Annotated in this window: 13 protein-coding genes; 4 read left to right on the top strand and 9 right to left on the bottom strand. The window is 65.8% G+C overall.

Features of this window, described 5'->3' with window-relative positions; all coding sequences use genetic code 11:
* Window positions 1-47 precede the first annotated feature (47 nt).
* The 3 genes from ASC59_RS00620 to ASC59_RS00610 all read right to left on the bottom strand — a co-directional run bounded on the left by ASC59_RS00620 (window position 48) and on the right by ASC59_RS00610 (window position 4,390).
* Window positions 48-875, bottom strand: coding sequence for a hypothetical protein (locus tag ASC59_RS00620; protein WP_055817434.1), 828 nt, complete (start codon window positions 873-875; stop codon window positions 48-50).
* A 309-nt stretch (window positions 876-1,184) separates the two neighbouring features.
* Window positions 1,185-2,963, bottom strand: coding sequence for a glycosyltransferase family 61 protein (locus tag ASC59_RS00615; RefSeq protein ID WP_157487884.1), 1,779 nt, complete (start codon window positions 2,961-2,963; stop codon window positions 1,185-1,187).
* Between the two features lie 47 nt (window positions 2,964-3,010).
* A complete protein-coding gene (locus ASC59_RS00610) occupies window positions 3,011-4,390 on the bottom strand; it encodes a polysaccharide pyruvyl transferase family protein (RefSeq protein WP_162243160.1) in 1,380 nt (459 codons plus the stop codon).
* A gap of 320 nt (window positions 4,391-4,710) precedes the next feature.
* Here ASC59_RS00610 and ASC59_RS00605 point away from each other — a divergent pair, with 320 nt between their 5' ends.
* Window positions 4,711-8,400: a bifunctional glycosyltransferase/CDP-glycerol:glycerophosphate glycerophosphotransferase gene (locus ASC59_RS00605; RefSeq protein WP_055817429.1), complete on the top strand. Its 3,690-nt coding sequence runs from the start codon at window positions 4,711-4,713 to the stop codon at window positions 8,398-8,400.
* Window positions 8,401-8,608: 208 nt separating this feature from the next.
* Window positions 8,609-9,997, top strand: a complete 1,389-nt coding sequence (locus tag ASC59_RS00600) for a bifunctional cytidylyltransferase/SDR family oxidoreductase (RefSeq protein WP_235492534.1) — start codon at window positions 8,609-8,611, stop codon at window positions 9,995-9,997.
* Here the strand turns inward: ASC59_RS00600 and ASC59_RS00595 are convergent.
* The gene (locus tag ASC59_RS00595) at window positions 9,994-10,251 is read right to left on the bottom strand and encodes a DUF6752 domain-containing protein (RefSeq protein ID WP_055817425.1); all 258 of its coding nucleotides are present in this window, start codon (window positions 10,249-10,251) and stop codon (window positions 9,994-9,996) included. The genes ASC59_RS00600 and ASC59_RS00595 overlap by 4 nt on opposite strands.
* Window positions 10,248-11,804 (bottom strand): LicD family protein, encoded by a 1,557-nt coding sequence (locus ASC59_RS00590; protein WP_055817423.1) that lies wholly within the window; start codon window positions 11,802-11,804, stop codon window positions 10,248-10,250. Before ASC59_RS00590 ends, ASC59_RS00595 begins: the two co-directional genes overlap by 4 nt.
* A gap of 126 nt (window positions 11,805-11,930) precedes the next feature.
* Here ASC59_RS00590 and ASC59_RS00585 point away from each other — a divergent pair, with 126 nt between their 5' ends.
* Window positions 11,931-13,274, top strand: coding sequence for an O-antigen ligase family protein (locus ASC59_RS00585; protein ID WP_055817420.1), 1,344 nt, complete (start codon window positions 11,931-11,933; stop codon window positions 13,272-13,274).
* A 3-nt stretch (window positions 13,275-13,277) separates the two neighbouring features.
* The gene (locus ASC59_RS00580; protein ID WP_055817418.1) at window positions 13,278-14,582 is read left to right on the top strand and encodes a hypothetical protein; all 1,305 of its coding nucleotides are present in this window, start codon (window positions 13,278-13,280) and stop codon (window positions 14,580-14,582) included.
* Window positions 14,583-14,752: 170 nt separating this feature from the next.
* Here ASC59_RS00580 and ASC59_RS00575 read toward each other — a convergent pair whose 3' ends face one another.
* From ASC59_RS00575 to gmd, 4 genes are read right to left on the bottom strand one after another with little or no spacing between them, the layout of a single operon-like run.
* Window positions 14,753-15,508 (bottom strand): HAD-IIB family hydrolase, encoded by a 756-nt coding sequence (locus tag ASC59_RS00575; RefSeq protein ID WP_055817416.1) that lies wholly within the window; start codon window positions 15,506-15,508, stop codon window positions 14,753-14,755.
* Between the two features lie 35 nt (window positions 15,509-15,543).
* On the bottom strand, window positions 15,544-16,530 hold the full coding sequence (locus ASC59_RS00570) for a GDP-mannose 4,6-dehydratase (RefSeq protein ID WP_055817413.1): 987 nt from the start codon (window positions 16,528-16,530) through the stop codon (window positions 15,544-15,546).
* Window positions 16,527-17,645: a glycosyltransferase family 4 protein gene (locus ASC59_RS00565; RefSeq protein WP_055817411.1), complete on the bottom strand. Its 1,119-nt coding sequence runs from the start codon at window positions 17,643-17,645 to the stop codon at window positions 16,527-16,529. Before ASC59_RS00565 ends, ASC59_RS00570 begins: the two co-directional genes overlap by 4 nt.
* Window positions 17,642-18,670 carry a GDP-mannose 4,6-dehydratase gene (gmd, locus tag ASC59_RS00560; protein ID WP_055817409.1) on the bottom strand — a complete coding sequence of 343 codons (1,029 nt, stop codon included), beginning with the start codon at window positions 18,668-18,670 and terminating at the stop codon, window positions 17,642-17,644. The genes ASC59_RS00565 and gmd overlap by 4 nt, the downstream gene beginning before the upstream one ends.
* Between the last annotated feature and the right edge of the window lie 88 nt (window positions 18,671-18,758).

The raw sequence follows: 18,758 nt of genomic DNA, 5'->3' as shown, positions 1-18,758 counted from the left end.
GACGATCACTTTCAGGGGGACACTCGGTGCCCACGAGACCGCACACGTCAGCAGATCACAGCGAGGGACGTCCGGATATTGACCAGATCCCCGGACACCGTGGAATACCCGTAGATGGTCACGGTGTAACCGATGATGATCGCGCTCGCCGTGAAGGCTCCTGATCCGTCGGGTGAGGCGACGGCGACGCAACCGTCAGCCGGAGCATCGAGTGTGACCCGGAAGATCCCCGTCGAGAACTGAGTCGCACTGAGCACTCGGCTGGACGCAGTGGTCAGGTCCCCGGTGCCGCTGACCTTCGCCGATATCTGCGGAAGGAAGTACCCGGTCACGTCGATCACGAGATGGGTCGGTCCACCAATATTCTTGATCGACAGCGGCGCCGCGACCCCCCGAGCGGCCAGTGTGAGGGTCGCGGTCGCAGTGCCCTCGCCCTTCACGTAGGAAGCGAATCGGAAGACGGAGGGAGCCCCGGTCGGGTAGCCGATCAATCGTCCTCCGGCTATCGAGTCCAATGTCGTGACGACGGCTGTGATGGATGACGCCCCCAGTGGAATGCCACATCCGGTACCACCTCCGCCCTGTCCGGTCATGCTCCCGGAACCGCGAACGCGGAAGGCGCGAACCTGATTGTTCGCCATCTTCCCGAGGCCTGCCGTGGTGTTGACGATCCGACAGGTGTTGATGGGGGTGTAGACGGCGCGCTGCTGCGCTGGCAATGGCACGGCGGGTCCGAGTGCCGGCGCCTCGGCCTTAGCGTCAGCGGGCTGGTCCGGCGGAGGCGTCTCGGCCATCGCAGCGCCGGTCCCGACTCCCGCGACCAGGATCCCTGCGGTCAGGATCGCACCGACAACGACGACCAGTGACTTTCTCATTGTTCCACTCCTCAGCTGACGAAGCCGGAGGAGTCGAGCGTTACGGCATCGATCCCCAAGCTTCAGACGGTTCGGGCGGCCAGCGCCACCCCCTCCAGCCGTACTCCGTCAGCGAGTCCCGCACCTCAGTGCGAGCACCCGGATCCGCTGCGTCACGGCTGCTGCCGCGTGACGCGTGACGCACTGGTGCGGTCAATCGACGTTCAGTAAGCGCGCTTGTTCGTGCCGAGCAGACTCGGCTCTGCGCCCTGATCCTGTTCCGAGGCACGCGAGCCTGCGCCAATTGCTGATAGCGCGTGAACCCAACGTTCAGATGCTCTCTAGGAGTGAGACAAGCGCAGGGCCATCGCGATCGAAATCGAACTCGAAGTCCGAGTGGAAAGCCTTCCCCGACCGGCCGCCGTCTGGGTGATGGATGTCGGGCTCGCACCAGAAGTAATGGAACTCGTCACCCTGGAGGGCCGAGATCAAGTATTCATTGACGGATGTGTAGGATTCCGACCCGATCAGGATACGAACGCCAGGAGTGGACGAGAAGATCAGGTTCAGAAGCGCCGATCCTGTGTAGCCGGCGATGACGTGTGCCCTGCTGAACGTCGAAACCTGCTCGGCGATGGACATCGATTCGGGGTAGATGATGGTGAAGCCGTGGTCCTCGAACAGTTTCTCGACGTCTCGAGCATTGCGACAGGCGCGCTTGAACTCGCCTCCTCGTGCGGCGAACACCCTATCGGGTACGACGTCGGACTCGGTGCCCCGCGCCAGTCTGACGGACATATCACGCCATAGATCGGACATCGTGGGGCTTATGAACCGAGGATTCTGGAACGCCTGAGTGGCTGTGATGAGATGATCGACCACAACAGGGGCCGTGATCACATGGATCCGTTCAGCGTCGATCCCCAACGCCGCCAACATCTCGATCTGGAACCCGTGCAAGTCCGGTGCCCCGTCGTGTGCGCTGATGAGTATCTTCAAGTCCGGGTGCAAAGCGAGGGCGTCCTGCCAACCCCACAGCTTCGACAGGTCCTGCGTGATGAAGTGGCCATAGTGTCCGGCCCATTCGTTGTCGAGATGGAAGAACGCACCGGCCAGCCGTGGGGGCTTGCGCATCTCGGGCTTTATTCGTGTGAAGCGGGGACCGGCGTCGACTAGGCCGCGTGTCCTGAGGGGGCGATACCAGGGTTGGTGGAACGAGGTCGGGAGGACTAGCCAGTCGACCATGCTCACCTGGCGAGGCGCGCACACGACGCGATCGTATTCTCGAAGCAGGAGCTTCGGGACGTGCAACACCGACGGAAACCGGCGCGACAAGGCAGGACGATTGCTCGAGACGACGGTCCGGGACGTGATCGACTGAGGTGGGATCTCCTTGATCGTGCGAACTCGCGCAGATCCGATCCTCCCGAGTATCACCTCCTCCGCAATCTCCTCGCTCAACTTGATCGCATGGGTGAACCGCTTCACTATCGCTACATTGTCCCCGAAAGCACGCACGTCCTCGATGGCGTCACCGAGTGCACGATCCTCGAGGGGAATAGCTCGACGAGCTGCCCCGTCGGACAGCTCCCGAATCGCGATGATCCTCTTGAGGTAGTCACCGACTGATCTCGAGTTGGTCGCAGGTCGCGATGAGTCGAGAATCGTTCCCTCGAGGAGATAGCTTCCGCCGTTCCGCAGAGTCGGGTACAGAGCCTTGAATATCGCGATCTCCAGCTCGGGATCGATGCCGCCCCCGTGAAGGATGACAACGGGCTCTACTCCGGCAATCACGCGAATCCACGCAGATTCTGCGTCTGCTGCATACACGGCATCGACCCGTGGGTACTCTCCCACATCGGCATGCGCGCCAGTACCGGCAGCGCCGAATGCGATCGCCGTGACCGAGGCGTTCGGAAGGGCCTCAGCGATCAGGCGGGCATGCTCGTCATCGTCTTGACCGCTCAAGACGACAACGCGCCCGCTGCCGTCTTGACTCAGAGCTGAAACCCATTCGTGGACGATGTCGCCGAGGCGCGGCGCCTCCGCCTCCTCCCTCACCTCAGCCTTGCGGCTCAGTGATCCGAGGAGCGACCGCAGCGCCATCATCGCGCGCCTCACACCAACACCCGCGACAGCACTTTCACCGTGTCTCCCTAATCGGACTTGGTTGATCTGAGTTTCTTCGCGGCGGCAGAGATGCGGTTCCGCACTGTGGGAGGTTCGGCCTCCGGCTCTGCCTCCAGCTTCTCGATCCGGGCGATCGCTGCGTCTAATCGTTTCTGGAGGGCGATGATCTTCTGGTCGGGGTTCCTTCCGGGAGCCGGACGGAAAGGCGGTACATATCCTCCGTGTCCGCGCTTCTTGTCGGCACCTGCGCCCTGCCTCAACCAGCGAACCCGGTCGATCAGCTGGGCGACTGCGTCCGTTCCCGCGGCACCGATCGGTCCGACACCTTCGGGGTAGGCGGTCGCTGCAAGCTGTGCGTCATAGTCTGGATTCTCGTTGCCCGGCGTGAAGATGTGCGCAACGTCGTTGTGCTCGAGGAACTCTGTGTAGCGCTGGAAAGACTCGGCCCGGAAAGCGTTGAACTCAGAGAAGTCCGCGCCCTCGTACAGTGCGGCCGCGTCGAAGACGCTTGAGTCGTCCGCCTGGTGATAAGGGATGCGATGGTAGTCGGCGAGCTCGCGCGTGCGTTCGTCATGCGAGATGAGCACACCTGGAGTGCCTGCGGCGAGCGCAGCGATGGTTCCGTGGATTCGCGTCCCGAAGGCGAAGTCACGTCCCCGCATGAACTCGTACCAGGACGCTGGGTCGACGAAGAACCTGATGCGGTCCTCGCGATAGAGCTCATGATCGGCATGCAGCGGCAGACGCGCATCGGAATGCTTGATCTTGTCACCCCAGAGGAGCATCCCCAGTTCATGGTGTTCCTGCGGGACGTAGACAAGGTCGCGATACTTCTCGACGTTGTGCTGGACGACGCCGCCGATGCCTGGCGCACTGGGTGTGATGTTGATCGCGAGAGGCGAAGTCTCGGTGATGGCGTCGACTCGCTTGACCATGGGAGCCGCCACAGCCTGGTCGTAGAGAGAGGGACATCCGATGATCTCGACGTTTCGCTGTCCGAATCCAAGGGCCGACAGGTAGGCGGCAGTGCGCTCACCGCGGACACCGACGGATGCCGACCGTTCGAGCACCGCGGTCATGAACTCGCGTGCCGACGTGTCGAGCTGCTGCCCGGCAGAGAGACCGCCTTCTGAGACTTCAAGCGCCTGTACGCCCACGCCGGTGACCACGACCGGGATCTTGAGGCGTCGGATGACAGTGGTGAGGCGCTTGAGGGATGCCTCATACTGCGGCCTGAAGGCATTCGCCAAGGGAATGACGAAGAGATCGAATTCGTTGTTGATGCGGTCGATGTATTCGTCCGCCTGCCCCCCGGGCAGCTCGGTCAGGAGCGAGTCGGACACCGTCGTCGCACCGCGGACGTTGACCGCTCGGAACACCGAGTTGGTGAAGAGCAGGTTGCCCACGTTGGCACCGAACACACCCCAGCCGTTGCGCGCGAGCGACGCTTCAGGTGAGACCACGACGTGCGGGGCCTTGCCCGATCGCACCAGAATTCGCTTGCCGTCAGTTGTCATGTCTGTTCCTTGCCTGGCGATGCCACCCGATCGGGTGCGCGAGACATAACTCTAAACGTGCGGCACGACGATGAACCTGAGAGACACAGGAGCAGGTGTACGTCACGTCGCTCTCGCTTAGTTGCGCCACGACCTCGCCGCGGTTGTACACCGGATATCCTATTGTCGGCTCCGCGTCACTTCGCGCAGCGAGCGAATCCGAGGAAGTCGTGAATCTCAAGTACGCCGCCCTGAAAGTGCTCGGTCGTCCGAGCCTCCTTCCCGCGCGCGATGCAGCGCGCAAGTCCCGAGCCTGGGCGACCGGTGCTGTACGCCGAACACGAATCATCGCGCGCCCGCAGGCCATTCAGCCGGGCCTCCTCTCGATCGTCGTTCCCGTGTACAACGTGGAACAGTTCATCCGGGCAGCGCTCGACTCCCTGCTCAAGCAGACGTACCGGGACATCGAGGTGATCGTGGTCGATGACGGCGGCACCGATGGGAGTGTGGACATAGCAAAACGCATGGCGAGGTTGGACCCGCGCATCCGGATCGTGCATCGAGAGAACGGCGGGCTCGGCGCCGCGCGGAACACCGGCGCTGACCACGCCCACGGCGAGTTCATCGCGTTCATCGACAGTGACGACACGGTTTCGCGACACGCCTTCACACCGGTGATCGCGGCACTTCGCGAGTCAGGGTCGGACATGGCGGTCTCTCCCTACCGCCGTCTGGTACGGGGCCAGGAGCACGCGGCGGGTCCGTGGATCTACCGCGCGCATGAGATCGAGCGACTCGGAACCAGGCTGATCGACTTTCCCGAGATCCAGGCGAACGCCGTCGCTTGGAGCAAGGTGTACCGCCGCCGATTCTGGCTCGAGAACGACCTGGCCTTCCCGGAGGGCATCCTCTATGAGGACCAGCCGGTGTCGACCCGGGCATACGCGCTGGCCAAGGGCATCGATGTGCTGACGGCTCCCACGGTCAACTGGCGCGTGCGCGAGGACGGAACGTCTATCTCGCAGTCCGTGCTTTCGACGCGCAACGTCGAGGACCACATCGCGGTCGCCCTCACCTCCCTCGACACGCTCGAGCACGAAGGGCTCCTCGAAGCACGCGATGTACGACTCCAACAGCTCCTCACCAACGACTACTCCCACCCCCTCGTCCTGTTGCCGGATGCGGACGACGAGCAGTGGGACACGTTCACCGCGTCCCTGAAGCGGCTTCTGGATCGCGCCGATGACCGGCCATCGGTCTGGCGGCACGTGCCCGCCAGGAACAAGATCGCCTTCGAGCTCATCCGCAACGACCGTCGCGCCGACTTCGAGGCCTTTCTGGCGGCTGGAGGATGGCGACAGGATGCATACCCGACTGAGGTCGCCGGCGAACGCGTCCGCGTCGAAGCGCCACTGCGCCGCACGCTCCTTGCGGACCTGCCCGACGAGGTCTTCGAGCTCAGCGACTTCGAGACTCGGCTCCGCTCCGAGACGCAGAAAGTCTCCTGGAGCTCGGATACCGAGGTTGAAATCCAGGGCTGGGCCGCCATCTCCAACGTCGACCCGGCGGTGAATCGCGTTGACATCTCGGCCGAAATCGTCGGTCGAAACACAGGTGTGCGTCATCCGGCCGCCGTGGACTTCGCATTCGATCCACTGCAGAGCTCAGCCTTCTCCACAGCCAACACGGACGGCAGCAAGGCGCACTTCGCGCTGCGGTTCGACGCGGCCGTCCTCGCCGCGGAACCCGATGAGTATCAGATCATCCTCACTCTGACCTGCGCGAGACTTTCCCGCACGCGGGCACTTCATTTCCACCGCCGTGGCGGTGAATCCGAAGCGCGCCTCGTGAACGGTGCTCTCATCGACTTCACCGAAGACCGCCTCGGATACCTCGCGGTCCGCGCCTTTCAACCGAGGGCATCGGTTCACGGCTACACCTACTCCGGGCGCCGGATCGGGATCACGATCACCGGACAGGACCTTCAATCCATAGCCATCGTCCGCACGGACGACCGATTCGCAGTTCCACTCGGGAAGACTCCGCTCAAGAGCGCCCCCGGAACTCCCGGCGAGTACACCGCCACCATCGTCGTCCCCGCTGAAGGACCTGTCGCCTGGGGTGGCAACTACACCCAGCGCGTCTGGCGCGTGGAGGTTGAGACGGGAGACGGATCTTGGATCCCGGTCATTTCTCCCGTCACCGTCCCCTTGCGTGCGGCATCCAGGGACCTGGCCCAGAATCTGGTGCTGGAGCGCCGAGTCGGCGGTTCCCTCCTGGAGGATCGCGCCAATATCGGGCGGGAGGGCAGGATCTATCTACCCGGCTCCGCCACCCTCCTCGTCGAGCGCGTCCGATGCGCCGAGATCGTGGGCGTCGACGTGACTGAGAATGCCATCACGCTGACCGTCCGGTCCACCGGCATGGACGAGTCGAAGATGCAGGTGCAGCTGCGGTCGTCGAAATTCCAATTCGATGCCGAGCTCGCTCCGATCGGGCCTGGGCTCCTGTCGGCCACTGTCAGCACCGAACAGGCATTCTGGGGCAACGATCCGACGACGATTCCGACGGACCACTACCACGTGGCCGTGCTCGACTCGAAGGCGACCGTCTTCCCTCTGGTCTCCGGCGAGCTGTCGCGCGAGATGCCGACGACCACGCTGTTCCCTCGCGCCAGAGTGAGCGCACAGCGATCTCCGAGTGGTCGCCTCAACGTCATCGTGGAGCCACCGCTCGCGAACTACGAGATCGGTCCGTACAACCAGGCCGTCCTGAAGCAGGATGCCGCAGAGCTCGAGGTCAACGATCGCCCGGGCCAGCGGGCTGTCCTGTTCCGCTGCCTCTATGGCGAGGTGGCCAACGACACCGCTGAGGCCGTGCATCACGAGCTGCGCCGACGCGGCAGTGCCCTGCAGTTGCTGTGGGCGACGAAGACGACCTCGGTGCCCATTCCGGAGGGCGGGCGCCGAGTCATCGAAGGGTCCGGAGCCTTCTACCGTGCCATGTCCGAGTCCAAATACGTCATGGTCAACGTTCATCAGCCCGATTGGTTCAAGAAGAACGAAGGCCAGGTGCTGATCGAGACCTTCCACGGCTATCCGTTCAAGCTGGCGGGTCGTCGACACTGGGCGGCGAGCAAGCTTCCCGAAAGCCGTGTCGCCTCGTTCTACGAGCGGGCACTCGAATGGGACTACCTACTGAGCCCGTCGGCGTATGCATCGGACCTCCTCCGAGAGTTCCTTCCCGAGAAGGAGGAGTGGTCCGGGACCATGCTCGAGATCGGATACCCGCGCAACGATGCACTGCTCGCGCCTGAAGCCTCCGAGATCGGCTTGGCGACACGACGGCGCCTCGGCATCCCCGACGATCACACCGTCGTACTCTACGGTCCCACATATCGTGACTACCTCTCGCTCGACGAGTTCCGGGCTCGTCCCATGACGGCGCTGGACGTGCGCGGACTGGCCCGCCAGCTCGGCGACACTCACACTTTCCTTGTGCGCGGTCATGTGATGAACTCTCGCGTCGGATACAACGTCAAGGGGGCGAGCATCATCGATGTCACCGACCACCCCTCGATCACCGAGCTCATCCTCGCCTCAGATGCAGCGATCCTCGACTACTCCTCGCTGCGCTTCGACTACGCCCTCACGGGAAAGCCGATGATCTTCTTCACGCCTGACCGAGAGCAGTATTTCGATAGTCGCGAGCCGATGATCCCGTACGAGGGCACAGCACCCGGGCCTTGGCTCACAACCACGGCAGAGGTCCTGGACGCCGTTCAGAACCTGGACTCCGTTGCCGCGGAGTACAGCGCGGCCGTGGCAGAGTTTCGTCGCCGCTTCATGGAGAAGGACGATGGGCACGCGGCCGGGCGTCTCGTCGACGAGGTGTTCGTACCGCGTGGCGACGCAACCTGATGACGGCGGCAGGAACTCCATCCGGCGGTTGACCGGTGCAGCGCCCTCCGGGCGCTGCACCCGCGGCGCGCGGGCGGCCTCGAGCCGAGGTGGTGAGTTGTGTCCAGCGCGCCAGTCAGAGCCGGGCCGGACACACCGGATAGACTGACGCGGGCTCTGCGCCCCCCGCGTCATCGCGATGATGCCAAGACACGAGAGGAGTCGCAACGTGTCAACCGTTCGACCGAGAAACGTCGCTGTTGTCCTTGCCGGAGGCGTCGGTGTACGTGTCGGACTCGGCATTCCGAAGCAGCTCATCCGTATCGCGGGCAAGGCGATCGTCGAGCACACGCTCGAGACCCTCAACGACAACCCACTGATCGACGAGGTCATCGTGATGATGAATGCCGCCTCGATTCGCGAACTCGATTACATCCGCGATGATCCGCGTTACGACAAGCTGACTGCGGTGCTGCCAGGCGGGGACACCCGCAACGACACCACGAAACTCGCCCTAGATGCGCTGCCCGCCGATGAGGAGATCAACGTGATCTTCCACGATGCGGTGCGGCCGTTCATCGACGATCGCATCATCGCCGATTGCGTCTCTGCACTGGAGGAATATCAAGCTGTCGACACGGCGATCCCGTCAGCCGACACCATCATCGAGGTCGACGAAAGCCGCCACATCACTGGCATCCCCGTGCGTTCTACGTTGCGCCGCGGCCAAACACCTCAGGCATTCCACATCTCGGCCATCCGACGCGCCTATGCGATCGCCGCAGACGACCCCGATTTCGCCGCGACTGATGACTGCGGAGTGGTGTTCAAGTACACGCCGGAGGTGCCTATCTACGTCGTCGACGGGACACCGGAGAACATGAAGGTCACCGAGCCACTCGACATCCATATCGCCGACAAGATCTTCCAACTCCAGACCGAAGACCTCTCGTCCCCAGGTGGGCCGGCTCCCGACGAATTCACCGGCAAGACTGTCGTCGTGCTGGGCGCCAGCTATGGCATCGGAGCCAGCATCGTCGACGGTGCGCGGTCCTTCGGAGCCGACGTCTTCGCGTTCAGCCGCTCGACCACGGGAACGGACATCACCTCGCGCAAGGCCGTTCGGGCAGCCTTGGCCACAGCTGCGGAAGCGACGGGCCGGATTGACTTCGTCATCGTGACAGCCGGCATCCTCTCGATCGCACCGCTCAACGAGACGAAGCGCCGCGACCTGCGTCGTACTCTCGATGTCAATCTCGCAGCCCCGGCGAAGATCGCCCAGGAGGCCTACAGCTACCTCGAAGAGACCCAGGGCCAACTGGTGTACTTCACATCGAGTTCATACACCCGCGGGCGCGCCGGCTACAGCCTGTACTCCGCCACGAAGGCAGGCATCGTCAATCTCACTCAGGCCCTCGCCGACGAGTGGGCCGACGCCGGCGTCAAGGTCAACTGCGTGAATCCTCAGCGCACCAGCACGCCGATGCGCACTCGTGCATTCGGCGAGGAGCCTGCCGGAACTCTGCTCGAGGCGGAGACAGTCGCGAACGTGACGTTGAAGCTGTTGACGACAGATCTCACAGGGCAGGTCATCAACGTGGTGCGAGGCAAGGACTAAGAACCAGCAGAGACACCGCCACCCTCCGTGCGTGTCTCAAACTCCGCCAATTTCTGCACGACGACGTCGGTCAACTCCGCGATGCGCAGGCTGTCCCGGCGCGACTCATCGACTTCGCGCTTGAGGTCTGCCACGGCCTTCCGCAGTTCGGCGACCTCCTCACGGAAAGCGTGGACCTCCTCCATGGCTGCCATGGTCTCCGGTGACATCTTCCAGCCCATGCGGATCATCCGCTTCTTGGTTCTGTCCTTCATGATGTGCGTGCACCTCTTCTTCGCAGGATCGACTCGAGCACCACGCGCTCACCGTACGGCGTCTCGGCCGCCTCGGTGTGCAGTAACTCGAGGTGGAGATCGTTCTCCAGTGCCAAGCGCATCTGATCACGCAATGGCATGTGCCAGCTCATGGGGTCGACGGGGCTGAAGCCGTCGGCCGAGTCGCCGAAGGTCGTCAGCCACCCGATGGAATCCGGATGCATCGTGCGACGCATCAGCTCGAGGATGGTGAGCCTGTCGCTGTCGACCAGGCCGTCGAGCGAGTGCCGGAGGAAGAAGTTCACGGAGTCTCCCCCCGCGACCAGCTCCACGGTGAGTCCGAGGATGTCGCGGCGGTCGGCGACGTTCAACACCCTGAAGTCGACGTCGACTCCGGCATCCGTCGCCAGGGCGCGGGCGCGCTCGATCGCCGGCCACACGAAGTCGAAGGCGATCACCCTGTGGCCGAGCGACGCGAAGTATCGCGCGTCGGCTCCGTCGCCGCATCCGACGTCGACGACGAGGGAGCCGGGCGCGAGCTGCTCCGCGAAGCGGCGCGCCTGTTCACTCTCGGGCTGCACGGTCCCGGCAGCCGCAGCGGCGTACTGGTCGAGCCAGAGGCTGCGGAACAGGCTGTGCTCGCCGAACCAGCCGTAGAAGCGTCTGCGCGTGGCGCGGGGCGTTCGGAACCGGAACGACGGATCCGGAGTCCTCCACTGTGGCCCGTAGCAGGCGGCGAGCCACGCGTCGGGGTCGGCCGGGGCTGGAAGGTCGAGCCCGGCGAAGCTCACGGTGCTCAGCGGCGTGATCGCATCGCGGGGAAGCTCGGCCTGCATGTGGATCGGCTCGAAGAACTCGCCGTCCTTGAAGAACGCGGTGAAGATGTCGACGTAGTGGTCGGTCTCGCCGTTCGGCAGCCGGAACAGGATCTGCAGGTGCGCTCCGCTGTGCCGCAGCACCTCGAAGCCCCTGTCGCGCAGGTCGCGTTCGATGGCGTAGCTCTCGAGGACCAGGTCTGCGGGATGGGAGTGCTCGCTCAGGTAGGCGAGGTCGACGTCGTCGTCGTTGGGGAGGAAGGTTCCCGAGCGGATGGCGCCGAGAAGGGTGCCGCCGACGATGAAGGTCGGCCTGCCCAGATCCTCCACGGCGCTGATGACCCGCTGGGTGCTGGCGAGCACGCGTTCCTGGATGTCGCCTTCGACGTCGCCGTCGAAGCTCGCCGACAGGCGGCCCCACTTGTTCACGGAGAGGCGACGACCCGAGCTGTCGACCACGAGGATGGGTGCGGCGGAGGTTCCGAATCGCAGACGGCGGCGCACGAGGGTCTCGTCGGTGTCGGTGTCGATGACGGAGAAGTCGCTGGTGCCGTGCAGTCTCACCCGCAGAGCGTCGGGCCAGGCGAGGAGGAGCGATCCGGGCCGGCCGTACTCCTTGGCCTCTGCCGTTCTTGCCGACCAGACCCGATGCCCGTCGATGAGCACGGACACCGTCGTGTGACGACCGATCTCGGCGATGGTCAACTGGATGCCGCGTTGGCCCAGACTCGTGCCCACTCGTCACCCCCCGCTCAACGATCGTTCAGTTGACAACTATAGGGCGGTGCTTTGCAGTGCCTGCATCGCGCGGCTTCCCCTGCCCTCCTGCAGGCCGCGGAGACGCGCGCCGACTAATCTGGACGCATGGCATCGACCCGCAGCAGGACTCTCGTGCGCCTGCTCGCGACTCTGACGGTGTTCACGGCCTTCGCCGGCCAGTTCTGGCGGAACCTGCTCGACTGGTGGGGTTTCGGCATCATCGCCGGGCTGTGCGTCGTCGGGGCGGCCATCGCCATCGCCGTCCTGCGCCCCCGCCTCGAATGGCGCAGGGTTCCCAAGGCCCTGCTCGCCTTCGTCGGTCTCTGCACCCTCTCGATCGCGTGGTCGTTCTACCCGGCGGCATCGCTGATCGGAGTCGGCATCCAGCTGGGCACCGCCGTGGCCGGTGTGTTCCTGGCTCTCTGCCTCAGCTATGCCGAGCTCATTCGAGCGCTCGCAGCGGCCTTCCGCTGGATCCTCGCGCTGTCGCTCGTGTTCGAGGCCTGGGTGGCGATCGTCGTGCGCGGACCTGTGCTGCCGTTCTGGGTCGACTACGGTGAGCCGCCATACCCGAAGGCCTTCTACTGGTCTCGCGGGCTGCTCCTCGACGGCGGACCGATCGAGGGCATCGTCGGCAACCGCAACCTCCTCGGGTTCATCGCACTGCTCGCCCTCCTGGTCTTCGTGGTGCAGCTCGTCGAAGGCACCGTCCGTCGCGGCTGGGCGATCTTCTGGGTGGTCGTCGCGGCGCTCGTGTTCGCCCTCACGCGCTCGACCACGGTGATCCTCGCCCTCGTCGTGGTCGCCGCGGCCCTCGCCTTCGCGCTCTGGGCCCGGTCACGGGGCGCCGAACGCCGTCGGCCGGTGTACATCACGGCTGCAGCATCCGTCGTCACCGTCGTCGTGCTGCTCGTCACCCTGAATGGCGCGCTGCTGAAGCTCTTCGGGAAGAGCGAGGACCTGACGGGGCGCTTCGACATCTGGAACGCCGTGATCGGGCTCGCCCAGCAGCGACCCGTGGCCGGGTGGGGCTGGATGGGCTACTGGGCGCCGTGGGTGGAGCCGTTCGACGGTCTCGCCGTGCGCAAGGGCGTGACCTATCTGCAGGCCCACAACGCCTGGCTGGACGTCTGGCTGCAGGTCGGCATCATCGGGCTCGTGATCTTCACTGCCCTCATCGCCTCGACGCTCTGGCGTAGCTGGTTCGCCGCCGTCGATCGTCCCCGCACGGGCATCGCAGACACCGATCCCTACACGGCGCGGTCGCTCCTGCCGCTGCTCATCCTGGCCGCACTGCTCGCCCAGAGCCTCGCCGAGAGCCGCATCCTGTACGAGGGAGGGTGGGTGCTCGTCGTCGCCATCTGCATCATCACGAAGCGGGCCCAGTACACGGCGATCGACGCATCGGATGCAGCCCCCGCGCTCGCCCCGGTCGGACGGATGCGGTGAGCCGTGGCTGAGCGTCGGTCGCTGCTCCCCGCGGGCGGGCAGGCATTCCTCGGGTCGGCCGTGTTCGCGTCGGCCGTGACGACGGCCATCTTCCTGACCGCATTCAGCACCCAGCTCATCCGCTCCCTCATCGGCTGGCCCGGACTGCTCAGCATCATCGCCGGGCTGATCGCCGCAGCGCTGGTGTCGCTCTGGTACCGCCGCACCCATCTCGAGTGGCATGGCACCCTGCCCATCTCGGTCGTCGTCTTCGTCGGCTGGGCCGTGCTGTCGGTGTTCTGGTCGGACACGACGATCGCGACGGGCATGCGACTGGTCTACCTGCTGGGATTCGGGTTCCTGGGCTTCTACGTCGCGGTGCTCCGTGACACCATCCAGATCGTGCGAGCCGTCGGCGACGCGTTGCGTATCCTGCTCGTGATCTCCCTCGTCCTCGAGGTGCTCTCGGGCGTGCTCATCGACCAGCCCATCAGGTTCCTCAGGATCGACGGCAACATCGCCACCCTCGGGCCGATCCAGGGCGTGTTCGGAACCCGCAACCAGCTCGGGTTCATCGCCGTCATCGCACTCATCACCTTCGCCATCGAAACCGCGACGAACTCCATCCCCCGACGCGTCGGTCGATGGTCGCTGCTGCTCGCCGCTGCGAGCCTCCTGTTGTCGCGGTCCCCGGTGGCGATCGGCGTCGTCGCCGTCGTCGTGGCTGCGACCCTGGCACTGTTCGGCCTGCGCCGGGTGCCCGCCGCGTCACGCTGGATCTGGCAGGTCGGCCTGGTCACGGGCCTCGCCGTACTGGGCGTGATCATCTGGATCGCCCGTCTGCGGGTGATCGAGCTCCTGAACGCCGGCAGCGAGTTCGAGGTGCGCTACAGGCTGTGGCGGTCGATGATGAGCTACCAGAGCCAGGACGGCCTGCAGGGATGGGGATGGGTGGGCACCTGGCCCGACAACCCGCCGTTCCTCTGGATCAACCTCGCCACGGGTCGCGACAACTCGACCGGCCTCAACGCCTACCTCGACGTGTGGTTCCAGCTCGGCCTGGTCGGATTCTTCGCCTTCGTCGCCCTCGTGGGACTCGCCCTCGTGCGCTCCTGGCTGCTCGCCTCGAACAAGCGCAGCATCGTCTACGTCTGGCCGGCGCTCATCCTCGTCGCCCTCGCCGCGGTCTCGCTCGCCGAGAGTTCCACCCTGTTCGAGAGCGGCTGGATGCTGCTCATCATCTGCGCGGTCAAGGCGTCGCGCAGCATGAGCTGGCGCGACGCGCTCCCGAAGCGCGACCCGGTGCCGCTGGAGCCGTCGCCGAAGTAGGGACGGCTCATCGAGTCGTGTCCGCGGTCACTCCCCGCCGACCGCTACGCCGAATCCGTACATCCGATCGCCACCTGTGGTCGCGCGAAAGCGCGCCGGGCGGCCACAACTGGCGAGCGGGCGCGGTCCATGCGGCCACAGCTGGCGAGCGAGCGACGGACCGCGGACTGCTACGCGTCGGCGAGGAGCTTCTCGATGACGTCGGCGGTGTCCTCCCAGCCGTGCACGGCCACGCACTCGACGCCGAGAGCCTTGACCGGGTAGTCGTTGCCCGTCGGGTCGAGTCGGTCGCCGACGAAGAGCATGTCGTCGAGCGGAACACCGGTGATCTCGGCGAGACGCTTCATCCCGAAGGCCTTGTCGATGCCACGACGCGTGATGTCGACGGAGGTCGAGCCACCGCCGCGCACCTCGAGGTCGGGCAGTTCGGCCTGGGCGGCGTCGCGCAGTGCGTTCTTCTTGTCGCCGGTCGGGTCCCACGCCACCTTCGCGGCGACCGGCGCAGCCTGGCCCAGGGCCGAGAACGTGATCTGCGACCCGCGGTCCTCGAGGATCGGACCCCAGGTCTCCGACTCCCAATAGCCGAGGCTCTTCGCCACGCGCTCGACGACCTCGAGGGCGCGGTCGCGCTCATCGGTCGTCAGGTTCTCGGCGTAGATCTGAGCCCACTCGCCGTCCTGGCGACGGTAGTACTGCGTTCCGCAGGTCGGCATGAGGTGGAGCCTGGAGAAGGTGGTCTCCTCCGCGATGGGCAGGTTGTCGAGCACCTGGGCACGGAACTGGGCGATCTGGCCGCCCGAGATGATGCACACCTCGGTGCCGGCGAGCAGGCGCACGAGGAGGTCCGCCATACGCGGATCGACCGGCGACTTGGACGGGGCGAGGGTGTCGTCGAGATCGAAGGCGACGAGTCTGGGCAGAGGCATGGTTGGTGCCTTTCAGGTGATGGAGGAGCGGATGCTCACTCGGTCCGGCGAAGAAGCTCGAGGTCGTGGTCGACCATCAGCGTGACGAGGTGTCCGAAGTCGACACTGGGGGTCCAGCCGAGCTCGCGAAGTCTGGACGAGTCTCCCACGAGCTCCTGCGGATCCGCCGGGCGGTAGAACGCCGGATCGATCGACACGTAGCGGTCCCAGTCGTCGATGCCGACGTGCCTGAACGCCGCGTCGACGAAGTCGCGCACCGAGTGCGCCTGCCCCGTCGCGACGACGAAGTCGCCCGGATGCCCGGCCCGGCCGATGTGCAGCATGGCGTCGACGTAATCGGGCGCGTAGCCCCAGTCGCGGCGGACGTCGATGTTCCCCAGGGTGAGCTGCTGGGACTGCCCGGTCGCGATGCGTGCGACCTCACGCGAGATCTTGCGCGCCACGAACGTCGGCGGCCGCAGCGGCGACTCGTGGTTGTACAGGATCGCGGTGCTGGCGAACATGCCGCGCTCGCGGTAGACCCCGGCCATCTCGTGGGCGAGGGTCTTGGCCACCCCGTACGGAGTTACCGGAACGCGTGGCGTCGACTCGTCCTGAGGAACCACGGATGCATCGCCGAAGATCTCGGCGCTCGACGCCTGCACGAAGCGCACGACCTCGCCGGTGCGCTCCCCCAGCTTCCACGCGGCCTCGAGCAGGCGGATCGGACCCGTGCCCAGCACGTCGGCCGTCTCGGCCGGGAACTCCCAGGAGCGGGCGACGGAGGTGTTGCCCGCGAGGTTGTAGACGTGCGTGGGGCTGATCTCGTCGATCATGCGGGTGATGCCGACGGCGTCGCCGAGATCGCAGACGTGGGCAGTGGCGTCCGGGAAGTCCGCGACCAGACGCGCTGCCCCGGCCTCGGAGTGGCACATGCCGTGCACGGCGTGACCGTCGGCGAGCAGCGCGCGCACGAGGTACGTGCCGTCCTGACCGTTCGCACCGGTCACGAGCACGCGCTCCCGAGCGTTCGCCGCGGTCATCGCCGAGCCTCGGCCGTGCGTGCAGCGGCGGCATAGGCGAGCAGGTGCGCTTCGAGGCAGCTCTCCCAGGTGAAGGTCGCTGCATGCTCCACCCCGGCGATGGAGAGTCGCTGGCCGTCGGCGAGAGCCTGCAGGATGCCGTCGGCGATCGACTCCGGCGAGAGCGGATCGAACAGCACGGCGGCGTCGCCGACCACCTCGGGGATGGAACCGGCGTTCGAGGCTGCGACGGGGCATCCGGATGCCATGGCCTCGAGAGGCGGAAGACCGAAGCCCTCGTAGAGGCTCGGGAACGCGAGCACGCCGGCGGTGCGCAGCAGCGTCGCCAGCTCCTCCTCGGAGACCAGGCCGCGGCGATCGACCCAGTCGGGCAGGTCGCCGAGGGTGTCGAGCCCGCCACCGGTCAGGACGAGCCTCAGCGACGGGTTGGTCGTGCGCGCGATCGCCATGGCCTCGATGAGCCTGGCGTGGTTCTTGTGCGCCCAACCGCGGGCCGGGTAGAGCACGAAGTTCTCGCGGTCACCGATGTTGGGCGTGAAGCGCGCGGTGTCGACGCCGAGGTGAGCGACGTGGATCCTGTCGGCATCGAGCCCGAGGAGCTCCACCATGCGCGCCTTGGCGAAGTGGCTGATGGTGACCACGGCGTCGGCCTTGCGGGCGAATCCCTCGTAGGAGACGCGGCGGTAGAGCAGCTCCGCCCGGCTGAACAGCTGCGGGAGCTCGAGGTGCTGCACGTCCAACAGTGACTGCACCGACGCCTGTCGCCTGGCCGGTTTCGGCGCCGGGACCGTGAACGGGTAGTGCACGACATCGGCATCGGCCATGAGCCTGCGCAGCTCCGGCGCGCGCCGGGTGACGCTCGCCACGGTGCGCAGGCGGTCGGTGGTCGACGAGCCGGAGGGCAGGGAACGGACGACCCGCTCCGGCAGGGCTCCAGCGAAACCGCTGGCGGACTCAGGCACGTAGGCCGTCGCCTCGACCACCGAGGTGGTCGCGAGCTGCCGGGTGATGGCCCGCGCGTACGTCTCGCTGCCCCCCATGCCGCCCGGCACGAGGGTCATCATCGAGAGTGCGACGCGAAGAGGGTGCTGAGAGCCGCCGGGCTCGGTGCTCACGCGAACGTGACTCGATCGATCCACGGCGTTCCGCCGGCATCGAGAGCGGCGATGTCGGCGTCGACCATGATGCGGGCGAGCTCGGGGGTGAGCACCTTCGGCACCCAGCCGAGGAGCTCCTCCGCCTTCGCGGCGCTGCCGACGAGCGCGTCGACCTCGGTCGGACGCAGGTAGCGCTCGTCGAAGCGCACGTACTTCTCCCAGTCCAGTCCCACGTGCTCGAACGAGAGCTGCAGGAAGTCGCGCACCGTGTAGTTCGTGCCCGTGGCCACGACGTAGTCGGTGGGCTCGTCGTGCTGCAGCATCCGCCACATCGCCTCGACGTACTCGGGTGCGTAGCCCCAGTCGCGCACGGCGTCGAGATTCCCCATGAACAGCTCGGACTGCGTGCCGGCTGCGATGCGCGCGACGGCACGCGTGATCTTGCGCGTCACGAAGGTGTCGCCGCGACGCGGGGACTCGTGGTTGAACAGGATGCCGTTGACGGCGAACATGCCGTACGCCTCGCGGTAGTTGCGCGTGATCCAGTACGAGTAGACCTTGGCGACGCCGTAGGGCGAGCGCGGCCAGAACGGGGTGTCCTCGTTCTGCGGCGGCGGGGTGGCGCCGAACATCTCGGAGCTCGACGCCTGGTAGAAGCGGCAGTGCAGCCCGGTCATCCGGATGGCCTCGAGGAGACGGGTGGAGCCGAGGCCCGTGGTGTCACCGGTGTACTCGGGCTCGTCGAAGCTGACGCGCACGTGCGACTGGGCGGCGAGGTTGTAGACCTCGTCGGGCTTGATCTGGTCGAGGAGGGTGACGAGACGGGAGCCGTCGGTCAGGTCGCCGTAGTGCAGGAAGAGGCGGGCACCCGACTCGTGCGGGTCCTGGTAGACGTGATCGATGCGGCTGGTGTTGATGGTCGACGATCGACGGATGAGGCCGTGCACTTCGTAGCCCTTGGAGAGCAACAGCTCTGCCAGGTAGCTGCCGTCCTGTCCGGTGATGCCGGTGATGAGCGCGCGCTTGGTCTGGCTTTCGGTCATGAGGGTGTTACTCCACGTGGGGTGTCGAGGGCGTCGTGTCGCACGGGCGCCCGGTCAGACGAAATCGCTGCCAGCCTAGCGCAGCGCA

Source organism: Leifsonia sp. Root1293, assembly GCF_001425325.1.
In the GTDB taxonomy this organism is placed as follows: domain Bacteria; phylum Actinomycetota; class Actinomycetes; order Actinomycetales; family Microbacteriaceae; genus Orlajensenia.
The sequence above is the reverse complement of the archived record's forward strand: the minus strand, read 5'-3'. Positions and strand labels throughout refer to the sequence as shown.